The sequence below is a fragment of the Neorhizobium sp. IRS_2294 genome, assembly GCF_050500145.1.
In the GTDB taxonomy this organism is placed as follows: domain Bacteria; phylum Pseudomonadota; class Alphaproteobacteria; order Rhizobiales; family Rhizobiaceae; genus Neorhizobium; species Neorhizobium soli.
Map to the genome: position 1 here is coordinate 363,005 of NZ_CP191440.1, position 16,093 is coordinate 379,097.

General features: G+C 60.9%; 15 protein-coding genes. 4 read left to right on the plus strand and 11 right to left on the minus strand.

Features of this window, described 5'->3' with window-relative positions:
- Positions 1-99 precede the first annotated feature (99 nt).
- From ACQY1K_RS18965 to ACQY1K_RS18995, 7 genes are all read right to left on the minus strand, one after another.
- On the minus strand, positions 100-1,158 hold the full coding sequence (locus ACQY1K_RS18965; protein ID WP_430260241.1) for a maleylacetate reductase: 1,059 nt from the start codon (positions 1,156-1,158) through the stop codon (positions 100-102).
- Positions 1,159-1,167: 9 nt separating this feature from the next.
- Complete coding sequence (locus ACQY1K_RS18970; RefSeq protein ID WP_325264988.1) at positions 1,168-2,025, minus strand: intradiol ring-cleavage dioxygenase; 858 nt, start codon at positions 2,023-2,025, stop codon at positions 1,168-1,170.
- A gap of 38 nt (positions 2,026-2,063) precedes the next feature.
- A complete protein-coding gene (locus ACQY1K_RS18975; RefSeq protein ID WP_430260243.1) occupies positions 2,064-3,122 on the minus strand; it encodes an SDR family oxidoreductase in 1,059 nt (352 codons plus the stop codon).
- A gap of 4 nt (positions 3,123-3,126) precedes the next feature.
- Complete coding sequence (locus tag ACQY1K_RS18980; RefSeq protein ID WP_174197753.1) at positions 3,127-4,110, minus strand: zinc-dependent alcohol dehydrogenase; 984 nt, start codon at positions 4,108-4,110, stop codon at positions 3,127-3,129.
- A gap of 22 nt (positions 4,111-4,132) precedes the next feature.
- A complete protein-coding gene (locus ACQY1K_RS18985) occupies positions 4,133-5,146 on the minus strand; it encodes a Gfo/Idh/MocA family protein (protein ID WP_430260245.1) in 1,014 nt (337 codons plus the stop codon).
- The gene (locus ACQY1K_RS18990; RefSeq protein ID WP_062459867.1) at positions 5,143-5,427 is read right to left on the minus strand and encodes a YciI family protein; all 285 of its coding nucleotides are present in this window, start codon (positions 5,425-5,427) and stop codon (positions 5,143-5,145) included. Before ACQY1K_RS18990 ends, ACQY1K_RS18985 begins: the two co-directional genes overlap by 4 nt.
- A 116-nt stretch (positions 5,428-5,543) precedes the next feature.
- Positions 5,544-6,617 (minus strand): 2,3-butanediol dehydrogenase, encoded by a 1,074-nt coding sequence (locus tag ACQY1K_RS18995; protein WP_062459869.1) that lies wholly within the window; start codon positions 6,615-6,617, stop codon positions 5,544-5,546.
- A 504-nt stretch (positions 6,618-7,121) separates the two neighbouring features.
- On the opposite strand from ACQY1K_RS18995, the gene ACQY1K_RS19000 reads away from it, so the two are divergent.
- Together ACQY1K_RS19000 and ACQY1K_RS19005 are read left to right on the plus strand one after the other, a co-directional pair.
- Positions 7,122-8,024 carry an NAD(P)-dependent oxidoreductase gene (locus ACQY1K_RS19000; protein WP_062577915.1) on the plus strand — a complete coding sequence of 301 codons (903 nt, stop codon included), beginning with the start codon at positions 7,122-7,124 and terminating at the stop codon, positions 8,022-8,024.
- 94 nt (positions 8,025-8,118) lie between these two features.
- Positions 8,119-9,837, plus strand: a complete 1,719-nt coding sequence (locus ACQY1K_RS19005; RefSeq protein ID WP_430260247.1) for an extracellular solute-binding protein — start codon at positions 8,119-8,121, stop codon at positions 9,835-9,837.
- A 115-nt stretch (positions 9,838-9,952) separates the two neighbouring features.
- Here ACQY1K_RS19005 and ACQY1K_RS19010 read toward each other — a convergent pair whose 3' ends face one another.
- Positions 9,953-10,381 carry a DUF3429 domain-containing protein gene (locus ACQY1K_RS19010; RefSeq protein WP_430260249.1) on the minus strand — a complete coding sequence of 143 codons (429 nt, stop codon included), beginning with the start codon at positions 10,379-10,381 and terminating at the stop codon, positions 9,953-9,955.
- Entirely contained in the window at positions 10,378-11,373 is a 996-nt protein-coding gene (locus tag ACQY1K_RS19015; protein WP_430260251.1) for an NAD(P)/FAD-dependent oxidoreductase, read from the minus strand. Before ACQY1K_RS19015 ends, ACQY1K_RS19010 begins: the two co-directional genes overlap by 4 nt.
- Before the next feature lie 284 nt (positions 11,374-11,657).
- Here ACQY1K_RS19015 and ACQY1K_RS19020 point away from each other — a divergent pair, with 284 nt between their 5' ends.
- Complete coding sequence (locus ACQY1K_RS19020) at positions 11,658-12,005, plus strand: thiol-disulfide oxidoreductase DCC family protein (protein ID WP_430260253.1); 348 nt, start codon at positions 11,658-11,660, stop codon at positions 12,003-12,005.
- 126 nt (positions 12,006-12,131) lie between these two features.
- Here the strand turns inward: ACQY1K_RS19020 and ACQY1K_RS19025 are convergent, their stop codons facing one another.
- Together ACQY1K_RS19025 and ACQY1K_RS19030 are read right to left on the minus strand one after the other, a co-directional pair.
- A complete protein-coding gene (locus ACQY1K_RS19025; RefSeq protein WP_062459880.1) occupies positions 12,132-13,514 on the minus strand; it encodes a GntP family permease in 1,383 nt (460 codons plus the stop codon).
- Between the two features lie 197 nt (positions 13,515-13,711).
- Positions 13,712-14,635: a helix-turn-helix domain-containing protein gene (locus ACQY1K_RS19030; protein ID WP_174197757.1), complete on the minus strand. Its 924-nt coding sequence runs from the start codon at positions 14,633-14,635 to the stop codon at positions 13,712-13,714.
- Between the two features lie 145 nt (positions 14,636-14,780).
- Between ACQY1K_RS19030 and ACQY1K_RS19035 the strand changes: the two genes are divergently transcribed.
- On the plus strand, positions 14,781-16,016 hold the full coding sequence (locus tag ACQY1K_RS19035; RefSeq protein ID WP_430260255.1) for an ABC transporter substrate-binding protein: 1,236 nt from the start codon (positions 14,781-14,783) through the stop codon (positions 16,014-16,016).
- The last annotated feature ends 77 nt before the right edge of the window (positions 16,017-16,093 follow it).

The following is a 16,093-nucleotide window of genomic DNA, read 5'->3' on the forward strand; positions in this document are numbered from 1 at the left end:
CGCGCCCAGTTCACGAAGCCAATCCGATATCACCTGCCAGTATTCACTAAGCCACTTGCTCATCGCTACCCCCTCCCAAGGGCCGTTCATTATAGGACGTTATTCTGGTCGCTGGCCCTCGTAAGCCCCGGCTAGGAGCTGGTGCAAACCATCCTTTTCCAGCACTCGCGGGTTCCAGTAGGCATTGGCCATGGCCTGCTCGACGGCAGGATCGATGCCGTCGTCCGGCATGCCCATAGTTTTAAGAGCCATCGAAGCCCCCAGTCCTTGAGCCAGATCAAACAGCCCCGTTGCCGCATCCTTTGCACCGAGCGCCTGCGCAATACGCGCCATGGCTTCCGGCGCGGCCGGTGCGTTATAAGCGACCGCATGCGGCAGAAGGGCCGTATGCATGGGTGCGTGCGGCAGGTTGAACATGCCGCCGAGCGTGTGGCAAAGCTTGTGGTGCAGCGCCATGCCGACGGACCCAAGGCATACGCCGCAGAGCCAGGCGCCATAGAGCGCGTCCGCCCTGGCATCCGGATCATCCGGTTGACGGGATATGATGGGAAGCGCGCGGGCAATCGCGGCAATCCCCTGCTCCGCCATCAGCGAAACAATCGGGTTGGCCTCGCGGGCATAAAGCGCTTCCACCGCATGCGCCACGGCATTGATGCCGCTTGTCACCGACATGGCAACCGGCAGGGTGAGAGTGAGGTCCACGTCGTAGACGATGACCTCGGGAAGGATGCGCGGGTCGGATTTCGTCACCTTACGGCCATTCTCCGTCTCACCCAGAATGGGCGTCGCTTCAGACCCGGCATAGGTCGTCGGCACGACGATCTGCGGAAGGTCGGTGCGAAAGGCGATCGCTTTACCAAGCCCTGTCGTGGACCCGCCGCCGATCGACAGAACCGCATTGGCCCCGAGGCGCTCGACCTCACGCAAAGCATCGGCCGTCGCGTCGACCGGCGTATGCATCTGCGCCTTGGAATACAGCCCGGCAAAGCGCGATCCCAGAACCTCTGCAATCCCTTGCGCCTGGTCTGCCTGTTCGGGCGTTGAAAGCACCAGCACCCGGTCGGCCGACAATCGCTCGGCCTCTTCCGCCAGGCGAGAGATCGTTCCACGCCCGAAAATCACGCGGGCCGGATTTCCATTATAGATGAAATTGTCCAAGCCTGGCTCCTATCTTGACTGGTCAGGTCGCACGAGGATGAAATCGAACTCCGAACGCCACAGCGTGTCGCCGTCTTCAAGGCGGTCGAAGGGCGCGACAAGCGTCGACTTGACGCCAAACACCGCGTCGGATTCGAGATACGCATCACCACCGACAAACGTATGCGTTACCAGCTTCTGATAGCCTTCGGCTCGCACCATGTAGTGCATATGAGCCGGGCGATATGGGTGCCGTCCCAGATGCGCGAGCATGTCGCCCACAGGACCGTCGTCGGGAATGGGGTAGGACACCGGCTTGATGCCGATGAAGCTGTAATGTCCGTCGGCCCCGGTGACGAATACGCCGCGATTGTTCCATTTCGGCTGAATGTCGGGCTGCTGGACGTCATAATAGCCGTCGGCATTGTCGGACCACACGTCGATCCGCGCCCCCTCGATCGGCTTGCCCTCGAGATCGAGCACACGACCGAGGAACAGGCAGCTCTCGCCCTTCCCGTCCAGACAGATCTGCGCGCCCATCTCCTTCACCGGGGCGCCTTCGACATGGAACGGCCCAAATACGGTGTTTTCCGTTGCACCCTCGGGCCGACGGTTGTTGATCGCATCCACCAGCATCGACAGACCGAGCGTATCGGACAGAAGAATGAACTCCTGCCGCTCCTGCGTGCAGATCTGGCCGGTGCGGGTGAGAAACCCGATCGCCGTCTCCCACTCGTCCTGCGTCAGCTGGACGTCCCGGGCGAAGTGATGCAGATGCTTCACGAGGCTCGCCATCACCTGCGCGAGGCGCGGATCGACGTCAGCGCCCATGCGCGCATTGACGGTGTCGACCGAGTTGGTCTCCGTAAAATAACCGATATCCGCCATGGCCTGTCGATCTCCTTGCTGGTCGCGTGGTCCTGTCATCACGGAATGATCCGGTCGGCGCGCAGGCGATCGAAGGCGTCCGTGAAGGACTCCGTCGTGTCCTGGTAGGCGAGGAAGCCTGCCTTGCGGCTGCGGCCCATGTCGTTGAACGTTTCCACCTGCCGTCCGAGGTCGGCATCCGTGTGCCAGAAGGAGGCGACGCGCGAGAGCGCATTCTCCTTCAGACCGTGCTTCTTCACGAGCGCATCCCAGATCGGCGCGGCATCGGCCATCTTCGTCTCGAGCGGCTGCGGAGAGCCCGGATAGTCCGCGGCCTCGATTCCGAAATAGGCGGCGATGCGCGGCCAGAGCCACTTCCAGCGGAAGACATCGCCATTGACCACGTTGAACGCCGTGTCGGCAGCTGCTGGCGTCGTTGCGGCCCAGGCCAGATGGTTGGCGAGGATGCGGGCATCCGTCACGTCGGTTGCCGCCTGCCATTGCTCGGCGGATCCGGGAAACACGAAGGGCATCCCGGTTTCCTTGCAAAGAGAGGCATAGACGCCAAGCGTGGCCGCCATGTTCATGGCGTTTCCGACCGCATAGCCGATCAGGGTGTGCGGCCGATGCACTGACCAGGTGAACCCCTCGCGGGCTGCCGCCGCAAAGACCTCGTCTTCCTGCACATAGTAGAAGTTCTGGTTGGGAAGGCGCTCCTGCTCTTCGCGGAACGGCGTCTGCGGCGCGACTTTCGCATAGTTCTCGAAAGGCCCAAGATAATGCTTGGTGCCGGTAACGAGGGCGACATGGTTCACACCTCGGCCACGAAGGGCATCGAGAACGTTGCGGACGATCGCACCATTCACCTTGCAGTTCTCGTCTTCCGTCTCCTGCCGCGACCAGGCGGTGATGAAGACATGGGTGGGCCGGATACCCTCGAGGGCGGCAGCGACGGAAGCAGCGTCGGTGAGGTCGCAGGACAGGGTCCGGACGGCAGGAATCGGGCTTTGCGACCGCGAAAGGCCGGAAATTTCCCAGCCGCCCTGGGCCAGCAGGTATTCGGCAAGATTGCTGCCGGCAATGCCGGTCGCACCGACAATGAGAGCGTGATGTGTCATGTTCTCATCCATTCAAAAGAGTGATCTTGATGCTCTTGGTCGCGTCCTTGCCAAAGGCAAAGGCTTGCACCGCATCGGTCAGAGCATAGTCATGGGTCTGGATCGGCGAGAGGTCGATGCCTGTTCGCTCCAGGAAGCGGATCGCGGCCGGCCAGACTCCGGGCGAGCCGATACAGCCCCGAACCGTCAGATTCTTCATCTGGATCTGGCCGATGACAACAGGGACTTTGCGGCCGATGTTGATGCCGACCATCGACATGCGCCCGTCTTCTCTTGCGTAGTCGAACGCCGCCGCAAGCGAGGCATCATGTCCGGAGGCTTCGACCACCAGATCAGCGCCATGACCACCGGTCATCTCGCGGATCCGATCTGCCGCGCCGCCATCGGATGGATCGATCGCAGCGTCTGCGCCGAGTTTCAGCGCCACATCGCGACGGGTTGCGAGCGGATCAACGACGATGACGCGCGCACCCATGCCAATCGCAGCCGCTGCCGACACCAGGCCGATGGTTCCGCCGCCGGAAACGACGACCGTCTCGCTGGCATTGGTGCCGCCGGACCGCAGCACCGCATAGAAGCCGCAGGTAAACGGCTCGATCAGCGCCGCCTTCTTGTCGTCCACCGCGTCCGGCAGCTTATGCAGCCATTCCGGATTGACGGCGAAGAACTCCCGGTCGGCGCCGCTTATCGAAAAACCGAAATGATGAAGCCGCTCGGGCGTGCGCACCACGCATTCGCCGACCACACGGTCGCCCGCCTTGAAGCCCGTGACGTTGCGACCGACCTCGACGATCTCGCCGCTCCACTCGTGGCCGGGCGTCACCGGATAGGAGATCGGAATGATGTAGCGACCGGCCAGAAGTTCGTAATCCGAATGACAGATGCCGACGGCACGGGTTCGGACGAGGACCTCGTTTGCGGAAATCTCCGGCATGCCCAGATCGGCAATGACCGGCTTGTCCGGTGCTTCGAATACCAAGGCTTTCATGATGCTCCTCCCAAAGCCAATCTCAAAGTTGCTCGACTGCGCCCGTGCGGGCCGACCGAATGATCGCTTCGAGCAGCGCAATATTGTCGATCATTTCTTCGCCGCTGATCGGATAGGTCTCTCTGCCGCGGACGGCGCGCGCAAAAGCCCGCAGGTTGTCCCGGACCGGCTCGGCCGGTGACACTTCGCGGGTCGTGATCGGCTGGCCCTTCCAGCCCTCGGTGACGATCCAGCCATCAGGCGATTCCACATGCGCTTTGTCCCGCACCTCGATCCAGCCGAGCGTGCCGAACACCGCAAAGCGCGAGATGAACGGCGTTGCAAGTGTGGCGGACACATAGGCCGACCCGCCGGACTTGAAGCGGATATGCGCACTCATGGTGTCGCCCTGCGGGATTTCCGACGCGAGGTTTTCGCAGATGACGCGGACATCCTTCGCCGGCCCCATCAGCTTGACGGAGAGGTCCGTCAGATGGATGCCGGTGGCGGTCATGCCGCCCGCCGGCGCCTGTTCGGCACTGAGCCGCCAATTGGAGGGGTCGAGCCCCAGGAACTTGTCGTGGCTGAAATTGGCTTCGATCTGCAGCAGGCGGCCAAGGCGGCCCGTGGCCGCGGCATCAAGGATCTCGGCAATCGGCGGTTCAAAGCGGCGCTCGTGGCCCATGCCAAGCACCAGACCGGCCTTCTCGCACAGCGCGACAGAGGCTTCGGCGTCCTTCCTGGTCATCGCAAGCGGCTTTTCGCAAAAGACATGCTTGCCGGCGGCAACCGCCTGCGCGATCTGGCTCTGGTGCAGCGAATGTGGCGTTGCCAAGATCACCGCCTCGACATCGGGATCGGCAAGCGCCTCGCCGAGTTCGGAGGAGAAACGCATGCCCCGTTCCGCGGCAAAGCCCTGCTCTGCCGGGTTGGGGTCGACGCCATGCACGAAGTGCATTTCAGCACCTCCGGCATTGACCAGCGTCGCCATTTTCTTGCCCCACCAGCCAAGGCCGACAATGGCCGCCTGGACGGGTTTTCCCTCGTAGCCGCTCATCGGTTGTCCACCCGCTTGGCAAAGGGATGGATGTTTACCGACGCCCAGACGCCGGCAGCATTGAACGGGTCTGCCTGGTTGAAGGCCACCACCTCGTCCTTCGTGTCGGCCTCGAGCAGGAACAGCGAGCCGATCATCGTCTCGTTGTCGTCGGCAAGAAGAGGACCGGAGATTACGGTCTTTGTCTTGGCAGATGCCAGATAGGCCTTATGGGCATCGTAATGGGCGAGGCGCTTGTCAACGGCGCCGGGATGATCGAGGCAATGAACGATGTAATGCATGATAACCCTCTTGGATCAGGCTGTTTCAAGTGCTGCAGACCGCCCGCAAATCACCTTTGGTCGGACGGATCTGCGTGGCGGCCGCGCTTGTCACGGTCCGCGGCAAGCGCAGGGTGTTAGCCCTGCATGTTGACCAAAATCTTCATGTGTGACGCATTGGGATCGAGCAGAGCCTCGAAACCCTTCTCGACCACATCCTCCGGCGAGATCTGCGCGGTCACAATCTGCTCAACCGGAAAGATGCCGGCGCCGATCATCTGGGCGATGCGTGGCCAGATCGTCACCGGATAGCACCACGTCGCCTCCACTGTGATATCCTTCAAGGCCCAGAGCATGGCGTCGATCGAGGCAGGTTTGACATGCAGGCCGACCTGGACGACCGTGCCTCGGCGCTTGACGGCCTTGACGCAGAGATTGAGAGAGGCTTCCGCGCCGACGCATTCGAGCGCCACATCGACGCCGACGCCGTCTTCGGTATGCTGCCGGAAAAGGCTTTCCGTATCCGTTTCGCGCGGGTCGAAGACGATCGCCTCCGGGACCAGCTTCTGAGCCAGCGCCCGGCGGTTGGGATTGAGTTCGGAAACGAAGATCGTCGTCGCACCGGCTGCGCGGGTCGCCAGAAGGACCAGCGCTCCGATCGGCCCGACACCGGACACGAGGACCGTGCTTCCGGCCTCGACACCGCCGCGATCGACGCCATAGAGCGCGACCGCCGCCGGTTCGATCATCGCCGCCTGAACGTCGCTGACGCTGTCAGGGACCGGAAAGACGTTGTAGCTGTTGACGACAGCGCGCTCTCCCATGCCGCCCCAGTCCCAGGACAGGCCGACGCAGGCCATTTTCTCGCTGAGATGATACTGACCGCGGCGCCCGTAGTAGTCGTCGCGTGGGGAGATGAGCGGCTGCACCGACACGCGGGTTCCGGGCGAAACATGCGTGACGTTGCGCCCGACTTCGAGGACGCGCGCCGAGAATTCGTGGCCGAGAATCTGTGGCAGTGTTGCGCCCGAATAGACATGAGGCGTGCTCGGCGTCACGATCGGTCCGGCAATGTATTCATGCAGGTCGGTCCCGCAAATGCCACAGACCAGCGGCTCGATCAGCACCATGTCGTCCCCGAGCGGACCCGAAGGCGCCGGGACATCCTCCACCCGGATGTCTTTCTGTGTGTAGTAGCGAACGGCTTTCATCTGACTGTCCTTCCCGAAATAACTGCATCTGCCTGCGCTGCCAGCCGCGCCCCGCCGATCTCCGATGTCACGAGGCGACATGGCGGCAGTGGCCTCACCAACGCATTGCCGAGGTTTGCTAGCGGCGAATATCCAAATTTCTGAAATGATCGTCTTGCATGGCGGATCCTCCTCCGATCCTCGACATATCCTGCGAAACACACGGCACAGGGGAACGACGCTCGACAGCGCGCACCATGATCCTTGTTGTCAGCTAAGTTCCTCCCACGGAACGCTGAACGGTCCGACTTCAGGCTAGTAGATAACGGAACCTGTCACAGCCCTCCTTTTGTCCAGAATGGATATTTTGCAGAGAGCATTCGGTAAGCTGTCGCCCTAGTGTTTTGGAGGGAGGAAATGTCTGGTCCGCGCTGTTCGATGCGCGCGCTGGGCGTATGGATCCCCAGGCGATGGCCAGATCGGTGGTCCGTCACAGCCTGTTGTCGATTGGGACGGGAGGACGCAATGAACGAAGAAATTTCAGTCGGCTGGGCTGGCATAGGCAAGATGGGCGCTCCGATGAGCCGCCGGGTGCTGGAAGCCGGTTACCGGCTTCACGTCTATGAACCCTTGCCCGAAAATCGGGCGACGATCGTCGCGGAAGGCGCCAATGTCGCCCACACGCTTGAGGATCTGGCCGCGAAATCCGACGTCGTGATCCTGACTATTCCCAACGACGCCGTTTTGCGCGACCTCATCTTCGGCAAGGGCGGCCTTGCGAGCGTCATGACATCAGGCCAGACGCTGGTGGAAATGAGCACAGTGTCGCCCGCGATCTCCGCCGAAGTGAATGAAGCCATGAGCGCATGCGGCGTCCATTACCTGCGCGCACCGGTCTCGGGCAGCACGGCGACCGCGTCTGCGGGAACCCTTTCGGTCATGGCGTCAGGTCCGGAAGACGCCTACAAGCGCCTCGATCCTATCTTTGGTTGCTTTGCCTCGCGTCGCTTCTATGTCGGCCAGGCCGAGGAGGCCCGCTATCTGAAGCTCGTCCTCAACGCCCTGGTGGGCGCCACATCGGCGCTGCTGGGCGAAGCGCTGACGCTCGGCCTCAAGGGAAACCTCTCGGTTGAGACCATGCTCAATGTCATTTGCGAAAGTGCAGTTGCGTCGCCTTTGATCGCCTATAAGCGTGACCTTCTGGTCCAGCGCAATTTCGATCCGGCTTTTTCGGTGTCGCAGATGATGAAGGACTTCGACCTGATCCTCGACGCGGCCCGGGCAGACCATATCCCGATGTACATGGCATCGATGATCCGTCAGCAATACGAGACCGCCTTTACGGAAGGGCTGGCTGAAAAGGACTTCTTTGTGCTGTTCGAGCAGTCCGAACGCCGCGCGGGTCTGCTGCCGCCGGCGGAAAAATAATTACCACATTCGCGTCAGCACCTGGAGCGCCTAGCCAAGAGGCGCTGCAATGGCTACGAACATCGTCTAGTGACGCGACGGACGGGGGGCCGACGTGAACGACTACGAAATGCTGCGGGTGATTGAGTTCCTGGACAAGACCCGGCGGCCCTTCGGCGACGTGATCGGCGGATTCGACGAAGACCCCGGCTGGAAAATCGTGGTCTTTCTCATCAAGGCCCATATCCACAGCCAGACTGTCGCCATCTCAACGCTCGGCCAGGAATCCGGCCTGCCCTACGCAACTTCCATGCGGCTGATCAATCGCATGGTGGACAGTGGCTACATTTTGAAAGTCCCCAAAGGGCCCGGCGCCAAGACCTTTTCCCTGCAACCGAGCGAAAAGCTCCTGCAGTCCTTCCAGGCTTATGCCGGAAAGACGAAGTCCCTGCTTGCCCAGACGCTCGGCCTGCGCGGCGGCGAGCAGGAGGAAGACTATTACTTTGGCGGGACCCCGTTGGGCTCGCAGATCATCCCGCCCATGCGACTGGTGCAGAAGCGGGTCGAGTCGCATATCGAACTGCGCTTCCTCCTCAACGACGACAACTACTTTTCGTCCATGCGCAACATGTGGGCCGACTTCCGCAACAACCTCGCATCGAAGAAGAACTTCGACCTTCTGCCACTGCCGGATCTCTATCGTCGCATCCTGGACAATCGAGACAAACCGGTCTCTGACTACGATGTTCTCGCCATCAACATGCCCTGGCTTGGCGAGTTTGCCGAAAAGGACATCATCCGCCCCTTCGATGCCCTGATTCAGAAAACCGGTATTAACCCGCTCGACTTCCATCCTTCCATCTGGTCGACGGCCCGTTGGGATGGCCAGGACTATGGCGTTCCGGGCTACTGCACGATCGAGATCCTCGCCGCCCGGCGGGACCTGTTTGCCGATGCCGGGCTGGATTTCCCGCGAAAGTTCGAGGACGTGCTTGCCGCAGGCCGGCATTTCCACGCCCCGCAGCACGGCATGTATGGCGCAGTCTGGGACGGTGCCCGCGGCATGCCGATCGCGTCGAGCTTTATGTTCTTTCTCGGTGCCTGCGGCCAGCCGACCATTTCACTGCGCAAATCCCGGGCGGGCTTTACGCTGGAGGGCGTGAACCTCGAAGAACTGCACTGTACCATCCAGTCGGATGCCGCCCTCTCCGCGCTGGACTTCATGCGGCGCCTGATCGAGATCTCGCCGCCGGGCATTCTCAACATGGCGTGGGACAAGACGCTTGACGTGTTCATGAAGGGAAAGGCCAGTCTCGGCTATTTCTGGACGATGCGCGCGGCAAGGTTCGAGTACGACGTCCAGTCCGTGGTCAAGCGGCGGGTCGAGTACCTGCCACAGCCCTCCGGGCCCGGCGGCACCCGCGCCTCGCCGATCGGCGGTTTCCTTTTCTGCATTCCGTCCAATCTGCCCGAAGCCCGGGTGGAACTCGCCGCAGACGCAATCGCCTGGATGGCGTCGCGCGAGGCCATGAAGGCCCATGTCAAGAACGGCTTTCCGATCGCCCCGCGCTTCTCGGTGAGTGCGGACCCGGAAGCTGCGGCGAGTTCGCCGATCGTGCGTTTTGTCGATCAGCTCGCGAAGAAGAACCTGCTGCACACCTGGCAGCGACCCAATATTCCGCAATATTCAGCGATCGAAAGGATCCTTGGCGAGGAAGTGCATGACGCATTGTCGGGGGCAAAGTCAGACAGGACAGCATTGGCAGATGCGGCCGATCGGATCAACCGGGAGCTTAAAACCTCAGGGAAACGACGCACCGGGCCTGCGAGCTAGAAAGAGACGGACAGGCAGTCTTGAGACGGCCACCGGAAGTGTGCCATCGAGATACCTGCGGCTTCGGCAACCTATCGAGTTGATGACACCTTAGAGCGCAGTTTCAGCCACCCGTTCAAAAGACGTAGCGGAAAAGCATGACGCCATAGGCAAGCGCGACAAGCGCAGTCACCCGAATGCGCAGTTTCCAATACCACTGCCGTGAAAGATCCATAGAAAGGGTCCTGTGGTCGGCGATCAGCAAAAGGGCAAACAGCAACACCTGTACCAGCAGGGCTATCGGCAAAGGACTGGCAACCAGTGTCGCAAAGGCAATGAGAGCCAGCACGTTACTGGCGACAATGATCACCAGGTCGCCCCTTCCGGTTTGAGCGCTTCCCCAGAGGGCTCCGGCCATAAAGGATGCGATGACTGCCCCGTAGGACAGGAATGCGGGTGCCGTTTCAAAACCGAGAACGGTTGAGGGGGCAAATGCCAGCAGCCAGAACGGCAGGGCCCCGCAATAGGTCAGAAGCGTGGAGATGGTCCGCGGGGTCATTGTCATGGCGCTACCTTTACGATCTGTTTGAGCGCATCGCCAAGGGCCGCGGCGCTGAGGAACGCTGCCTCGACCCGCCCTGCGATGCACCAGTCTCCGCAAGCCGCCAATTGGGACACATCATCGAGAAGGAAAGCCTGTCCGGCCGGCTGATCGACATTGGCATAGCGCCAACGATGGATGGTTGCAGCCTCAGCCTCACTCGGGGAGATCGGAATATAGCGCTGGAGCGCCTCCAGCATCGTCCGACGAACATCTTCCAGTGGCTCCTCCAAATGATCGTCGGACCACTTGGCCGTCGCGTTGACCACTAGACAGGGGTCGTCAGGCCGTTCCGGCTTGGAATTGTTGCGGGAGATCCAGCCGATGACCGGATCATCGGCACGGGCGGCAGCAAAGGGAAGCTTTGCATCCTCGGTCTGGCGAATCATCAGCGTGAAGCAGGCATTCATCCGGGTTTTTGCCAGCGCCCCGTGATGCGTAAACTCGTCAGGAAGAAGCAATGCCGACTGCGGGGCTGGCGCCGCTAAAACCAGCCAGTCGAACGGGCCCTCGCGGCGATCGCCGATTTTCAAGAACCACTTACCCGCCGTGCCGCTGATCGCCTCCACAGGCGCGTCGGTCTGGATATCAAGGCCTGCCGCCATCGCTTTCGCAAGCGCGTTCATCGAAGGGCTCCCGACATAACGCGTGGTGTCGCCCCCCGACAAAGCCGCGAGATTGCCGTCGGGCAGCGTTGCAAGCGCACCGGTCCAGGGCTCAATCACTCTGTCGGCCTGCGCCGTCTCCAGCGCTGCACGGAAACGTCCGTCCCTGATGGTGAAATACTGCGCTCCATGATCAAAAGTCACGGCATCGGTTCGCCGTGTCGCCATCCGTCCGCCGACGCCTCTGCATTTCTCGAAAATCCTGACATCGGCACAGTCGGCCATGGCTCTGGCCAGAGTCAGGCCGGCGATCCCTGCACCGACAATGCCCAGTCGGATTCGTCTTGCCATGTCTGTCGATCTCCGGCGGTGGCTGAGGCCATCAATGCCCCATAGGTTCCGCCGCCGCAAGCCGATCAGGCTGCGTCTCTGGTTTCCATCTTGGATGCGGCCTTGGTTGAATACGTGGGCGCTCGTGGGCGCAAGGTGCCCTATATCGGGGATAGAGGGCACCGATCCAGCAGGTAGGCTGTGATGTAACCTATGCTTGCGGAACATCTGTGCAGATGGGATGGTTTGGAATTCTTCGCACTCGAGGTATTAGCCATGCTCATCAACACTACGAAGCACACGTCATGATGGAGCAAGTCACGGTCTGGTTTGACAGCGGCTGTCCGCTTTGCCGGCGCGAGATCGCGATGATCCGGAGGCTGGACCGCCGCAATGCAATCCGCTTCATCGACGCCTGCGATCCCATGGCATCGTGTCCTGTCGATCGTGTGGAGATCCTGTCGCGGTTTCATGCCGAAGAAGGGGGCAAGCTTTTGTCGGGGGCGGCAGCCTTTGCCGCAATGTGGCGGGCGATACCCCTTTTGCGCCCGCTCGGTCTCATCGCAGGCTGGCCTTCCGCCACACCATTGTTCGAGATGGCCTATCGGGGGTTCCTGCGACTGAGGCCGTCTCTGCAGAAGTTTTTCCGGTGAGAGATACCGTGGTCACGGCGCTGTCTGAGCGCGGCTCGCTGCCGACCGTCTGGAAATTTGCCGATTAGAGCGGGGGAAGCCAGGCACGCCTTCATCAAGAGCGTGCCTGGCTATGAAACCGGGTTGTTAGGCCAGCCAGAAGATGATCCCGGAGAGCGCAAAGCCAACGAGGCCCACCAACGTCTGCATCGCGGTCCAGGTCTTGAACGTGGTCTTGATGTCCATGTTGAAGAAGCGACCGACCAGCCAAAAGCCGGAATCATTGACATGCGACAGCATGACAGAACCCGATGCGACGGCGATGACGATCGCTGACAGCTGAATACCTTGATAACCGGCAGCCTGTACCGCAGGCTGCACAAGGCCAGCAGCCGTGATGAGTGCAACCGTCGCGGAGCCCTGTGCAACGCGCAGCGCGGTCGAGATCAGGAAGCCTGCCACCAGTATGGGCATACCGATATCGGCAAGCACATCCGACAAAGCATTTCCGATCCCCGAAGCACGCAGAACGCCGCCAAACATGCCGCCCGCGCCGGTGATGAGGATAACAGAGCAGACAGGTCCAAGAGCAGAGTCAACGATGCGCTCCACCTTGATGGGATCGCGACCGCGCATTGGCCCAAGAACGTAGCCGGCGACGAGAACCGAAATCAGAAGTGCGATTGGAGTAGAGCCTACGGTGCGGGCAAGCTGGAACCAGCTGGCATCCTTGCTGACCCATTCCTGTGCGCGCGCGAAATCGAGGCCGGTATTCATGAAGATGAGAACGAGCGGCAAAAGAAGAAGTGCAACGACGAGGCCAGGGCTCGGCAGGGAGATTCTCTCGTCGTCGGAGGATTGCTCATCAGTGACGTTGTCGGGCACCGGCAGGTAGATGCGTTTGCCGATCCAGCTTCCGAAAAAATGGCCCGCAACGACCCAGGTCGGGATGGCGACCAACAGACCGACGATGATCAGAAGTCCGACGTCAGCGCCCAGCAGTTCGGCTGCGGCGACGGGCCCGGGATGCGGCGGCACGAAAACGTGCATGCACGAGAAGGCGGTCGCGACCGGGATGCCGTAGAGAAGAAGGCTTCCGCCAAGGCGACGCCCTACCGTGAACATCACCGGAAGCATGACGACGAGGCCTGCATCGAAGAAAATCGGGAAGCCGAAGAACAGCGACGCGATGCCCAACGCCAGCGGTGCACGTTTTTCGCCAAATCGGCGGACGAGGTCATCCGCAAGAGCCTGCGCACCACCCGATACTTCCAGCAAGCGACCCAGCATGGCGCCAAGGCCGACAAGCAAAGCAACGCCCCCGAGGGTCGAGCCAAATGCGGACGTGAGGGTGGTGAGGATATTCCCTGCCGGAATTCCCGTCACGAGCGCGGTCAGGAAACTGACGAGAATGAGCGAGACAAAAGCGTGGATGCGAAACTGGATGATAAGAACCAGCAGCAGCGCAACGGCGCCAGCCGCAATGGATATGAGCGTACCCGCTCCCAGGGTCTGTTCGAACTCCGGCAAAATTATACTCCTACAGGGCTTAGCGGTTGTGTCTGCGCGATGTACGGAGGTATCGCCCAGAATGCAAACTCAACCTCAATCGACGTGCACGACCACGTTAGGGCCGCTGCTCAGCGCGGCTTGCAGGAATTGCCTGCGAAGGCTCTATTCAACTTGAAATCGGACGTTCAACCAGAACGGCTGGTCATCACGCAGTGTCAGTCGCGTCGCGCATTTGCCTGCATCCTGCGGCGAAACGCGGATGGCCGGTCGGCGAAGCGGTCGGTGAAAGCTTCGTAGAAGCGCGAGACCGAGCCGAAGCCGGATTCGAAGGCGACATTCGTGATCGACATGTCTGTCGAGATCAAAAGCGAGCGAGCCGTGTCCAACCGGTGGCGGGCAATCGCCTGGTTCATCGTCTGGCCGACCGCCCGCTTGAACAGGCTCATGGCATAATTTGGATGAAGTCCCACATCCCGCGCCACGTGATCGACGGAAATATCGCCGAGGGCGTGTTCGGCAATGAAGCGCAACATCTGCTCCACATGACCGGCGCGCCCGCTGTCACTGGATGAGAGGCCGGCAATGGCAGGGGCGTGTTCGCGCAGATCCCGCCAACCTTCCCGTTCGATCCTCAAAACCCGGGCCGTGAGCTCGGTTCGGACGATCTCTGCCAGTCCCTCGTCACCCTGCAAGAGTTCCTCGCGCCATCTGAGAAAGACGTCCTCATCGAAAGGCCTGATAACGGTCGCTTCGATGACCGCACCACGGAAGACGGCATCCCGGAACCGGCTGAGAGTGGCAAGACCGAGAAAAACGGACATGGGAACATAGAGACAGACAAACCGCGTACCTTTTTCGATCTCCGTCACCTGATGCGGAACCATGCCCCAGAAAAGGCAGAGACGACCCGCGCCGATCGTCAGTTCCCGCCCGTCGAACCAGTAGGTCATCTGGCCCTGGGTAAGAAAATTCAGTTCGATCTGACTGTGCATATGCGGGCCTGCCATCCGCTGCACGACAAGAGTTTCGCCGGCGCAGAACCGATGGTCTCCAAACACGACAAGCGGGTGCCGCGGATCGAGATCGGGATGTGCCGGAACCGATCCGTCCTGTGAAATGGTTGATGCGGCCTTATCCATCTTAGGATCCCGGAAAACATTCCCTGAAATACGGTGGAACTCTACGGGTTTGTGGCGGAACATCAAGACGGGCTGGAGGAGCTCGATCGGTAAGGCTGAAATCTAGGACTTCATCCGGTTACCGATGGTCACAAGGGAGGAACACATGACCGTTCTAAGAAAGAGGCTGCTTGGCCTCGTATTGTCGACTTTTCTGATTGCGCCATCGGTTTTCGCGGGCGAAATCACAGTCAATTCAGACCATTCGGATCCCGTCCCGAAAAAGGCGATGGGCGATCTGATTGCGGCCTTCGAGAAGGCCAACCCCGACATCAAGGTCAAGTGGAACAACTTTGACCACGAAGGCTACAAGGCCGCGATCCGCAACTTCCTGACCGCCGACGCGCCTGATGTCGTCGCCTGGTATGCCGGCAATCGCATGGAGCCCTTCGTCAAGGCGGGACTGTTTGCCGATGTGAGCGATGTCTGGGCGGCCAATGGCTACGATCAGCAGATGAAGGCTGCCGTACCGTCAATGACGATCGACGGCAAGAAGTGGGGCATGCCCTATACCTATTACCAGTGGGGCATCTACTACCGTAAGGACATCTTCGCCGAAAAGGGGATCACCCCGCCAAAGAACTGGGCCGAGCTGATCGCCGCGAGCGCCAAGCTCAAGGCTGCAGGGATCACGCCCTTCACGATCGGCACCAAGGCACTCTGGCCGACCGGCGGCTGGTTCGACTATCTCGATCTTCGCGTCAACGGCTACCAGTTCCACATGGATCTGACAGCCGGCAAGGTTCCTTACACCGATCCCAAGGTAAAGGCCGTGTTCGAGAAATGGGCCGAGCTCGTCAAGCCCGGCTACTTCATCGAGAACCATGCGGCGATCGACTGGCAGGACGCAGTCCCGCAGCTTGTCCAGGGCAAGGCCGCCATGTATCTGATGGGCAATTTCGCCGTCGCCACGATGAAGGACGGCGGTCTGAAGGAAGAGCAGATCGGCTTCCTTCCCTTCCCTGAAATCACCCCCGGCCTGCCGAGGGCCGAAGAAGCGCCGACGGATACGTTCCACATTCCGGCCAAGGCGAAGAACAAGGAAGACGCCAAGAAATTCCTCGCTTACGTCGGCTCGGCCCAGGCACAGTCGACGATGAATGCGACGCTTGGCCAGCTGCCCGTCAACAACCAGGCCGAAAAGCCGAAGGACGTCTTCCTCGAGGCGGGCTTCACGATGCTATCAGGCGCCCAGGGCCTCGCGCAGTTCTATGACCGCGATGCCAATGCCGAAATGGCAAAGGCCGGCATGGAAGGCTTCCAGGAATTCATGGTCAAGCCGGACAAGATCGACGCCATCCTGGCGCGGCTCGAGAAGGTCCGCACCCGCGTCTACAAGTAGCGCTTCCTCCCAGGAGACCGGGCGCAGCGACCGAAAGGTCCTGCGTCCGGCCGCAGTTCTTACAATCTGTAGGGGTA

What these genes read in the sequence shown, in the direction of transcription:
- ACQY1K_RS18975 (WP_430260243.1), bottom strand. Translation starts at nt 3,122, where the DNA reads ATGACACATCACGCTCTCATTGTCGGTGCGACCGGCATTGCCGGCAGC.
- ACQY1K_RS19015 (WP_430260251.1), bottom strand. Translation starts at nt 11,373, where the DNA reads ATGGCAAGACGAATCCGACTGGGCATTGTCGGTGCAGGGATCGCCGGC.
- ACQY1K_RS19030 (WP_174197757.1), bottom strand. Translation starts at nt 14,635, where the DNA reads ATGGATAAGGCCGCATCAACCATTTCACAGGACGGATCGGTTCCGGCA.
- ACQY1K_RS19010 (WP_430260249.1), bottom strand. Translation starts at nt 10,381, where the DNA reads ATGACAATGACCCCGCGGACCATCTCCACGCTTCTGACCTATTGCGGG.
- ACQY1K_RS18990 (WP_062459867.1), bottom strand. Translation starts at nt 5,427, where the DNA reads ATGCATTACATCGTTCATTGCCTCGATCATCCCGGCGCCGTTGACAAG.
- ACQY1K_RS18980 (WP_174197753.1), bottom strand. Translation starts at nt 4,110, where the DNA reads ATGAAAGCCTTGGTATTCGAAGCACCGGACAAGCCGGTCATTGCCGAT.
- ACQY1K_RS18970 (WP_325264988.1), bottom strand. Translation starts at nt 2,025, where the DNA reads ATGGCGGATATCGGTTATTTTACGGAGACCAACTCGGTCGACACCGTC.
- ACQY1K_RS18985 (WP_430260245.1), bottom strand. Translation starts at nt 5,146, where the DNA reads ATGAGCGGCTACGAGGGAAAACCCGTCCAGGCGGCCATTGTCGGCCTT.
- ACQY1K_RS18995 (WP_062459869.1), bottom strand. Translation starts at nt 6,617, where the DNA reads ATGAAAGCCGTTCGCTACTACACACAGAAAGACATCCGGGTGGAGGAT.
- ACQY1K_RS19035 (WP_430260255.1), top strand. Translation starts at nt 14,781, where the DNA reads ATGACCGTTCTAAGAAAGAGGCTGCTTGGCCTCGTATTGTCGACTTTT.
- ACQY1K_RS19020 (WP_430260253.1), top strand. Translation starts at nt 11,658, where the DNA reads ATGATGGAGCAAGTCACGGTCTGGTTTGACAGCGGCTGTCCGCTTTGC.
- ACQY1K_RS19000 (WP_062577915.1), top strand. Translation starts at nt 7,122, where the DNA reads ATGAACGAAGAAATTTCAGTCGGCTGGGCTGGCATAGGCAAGATGGGC.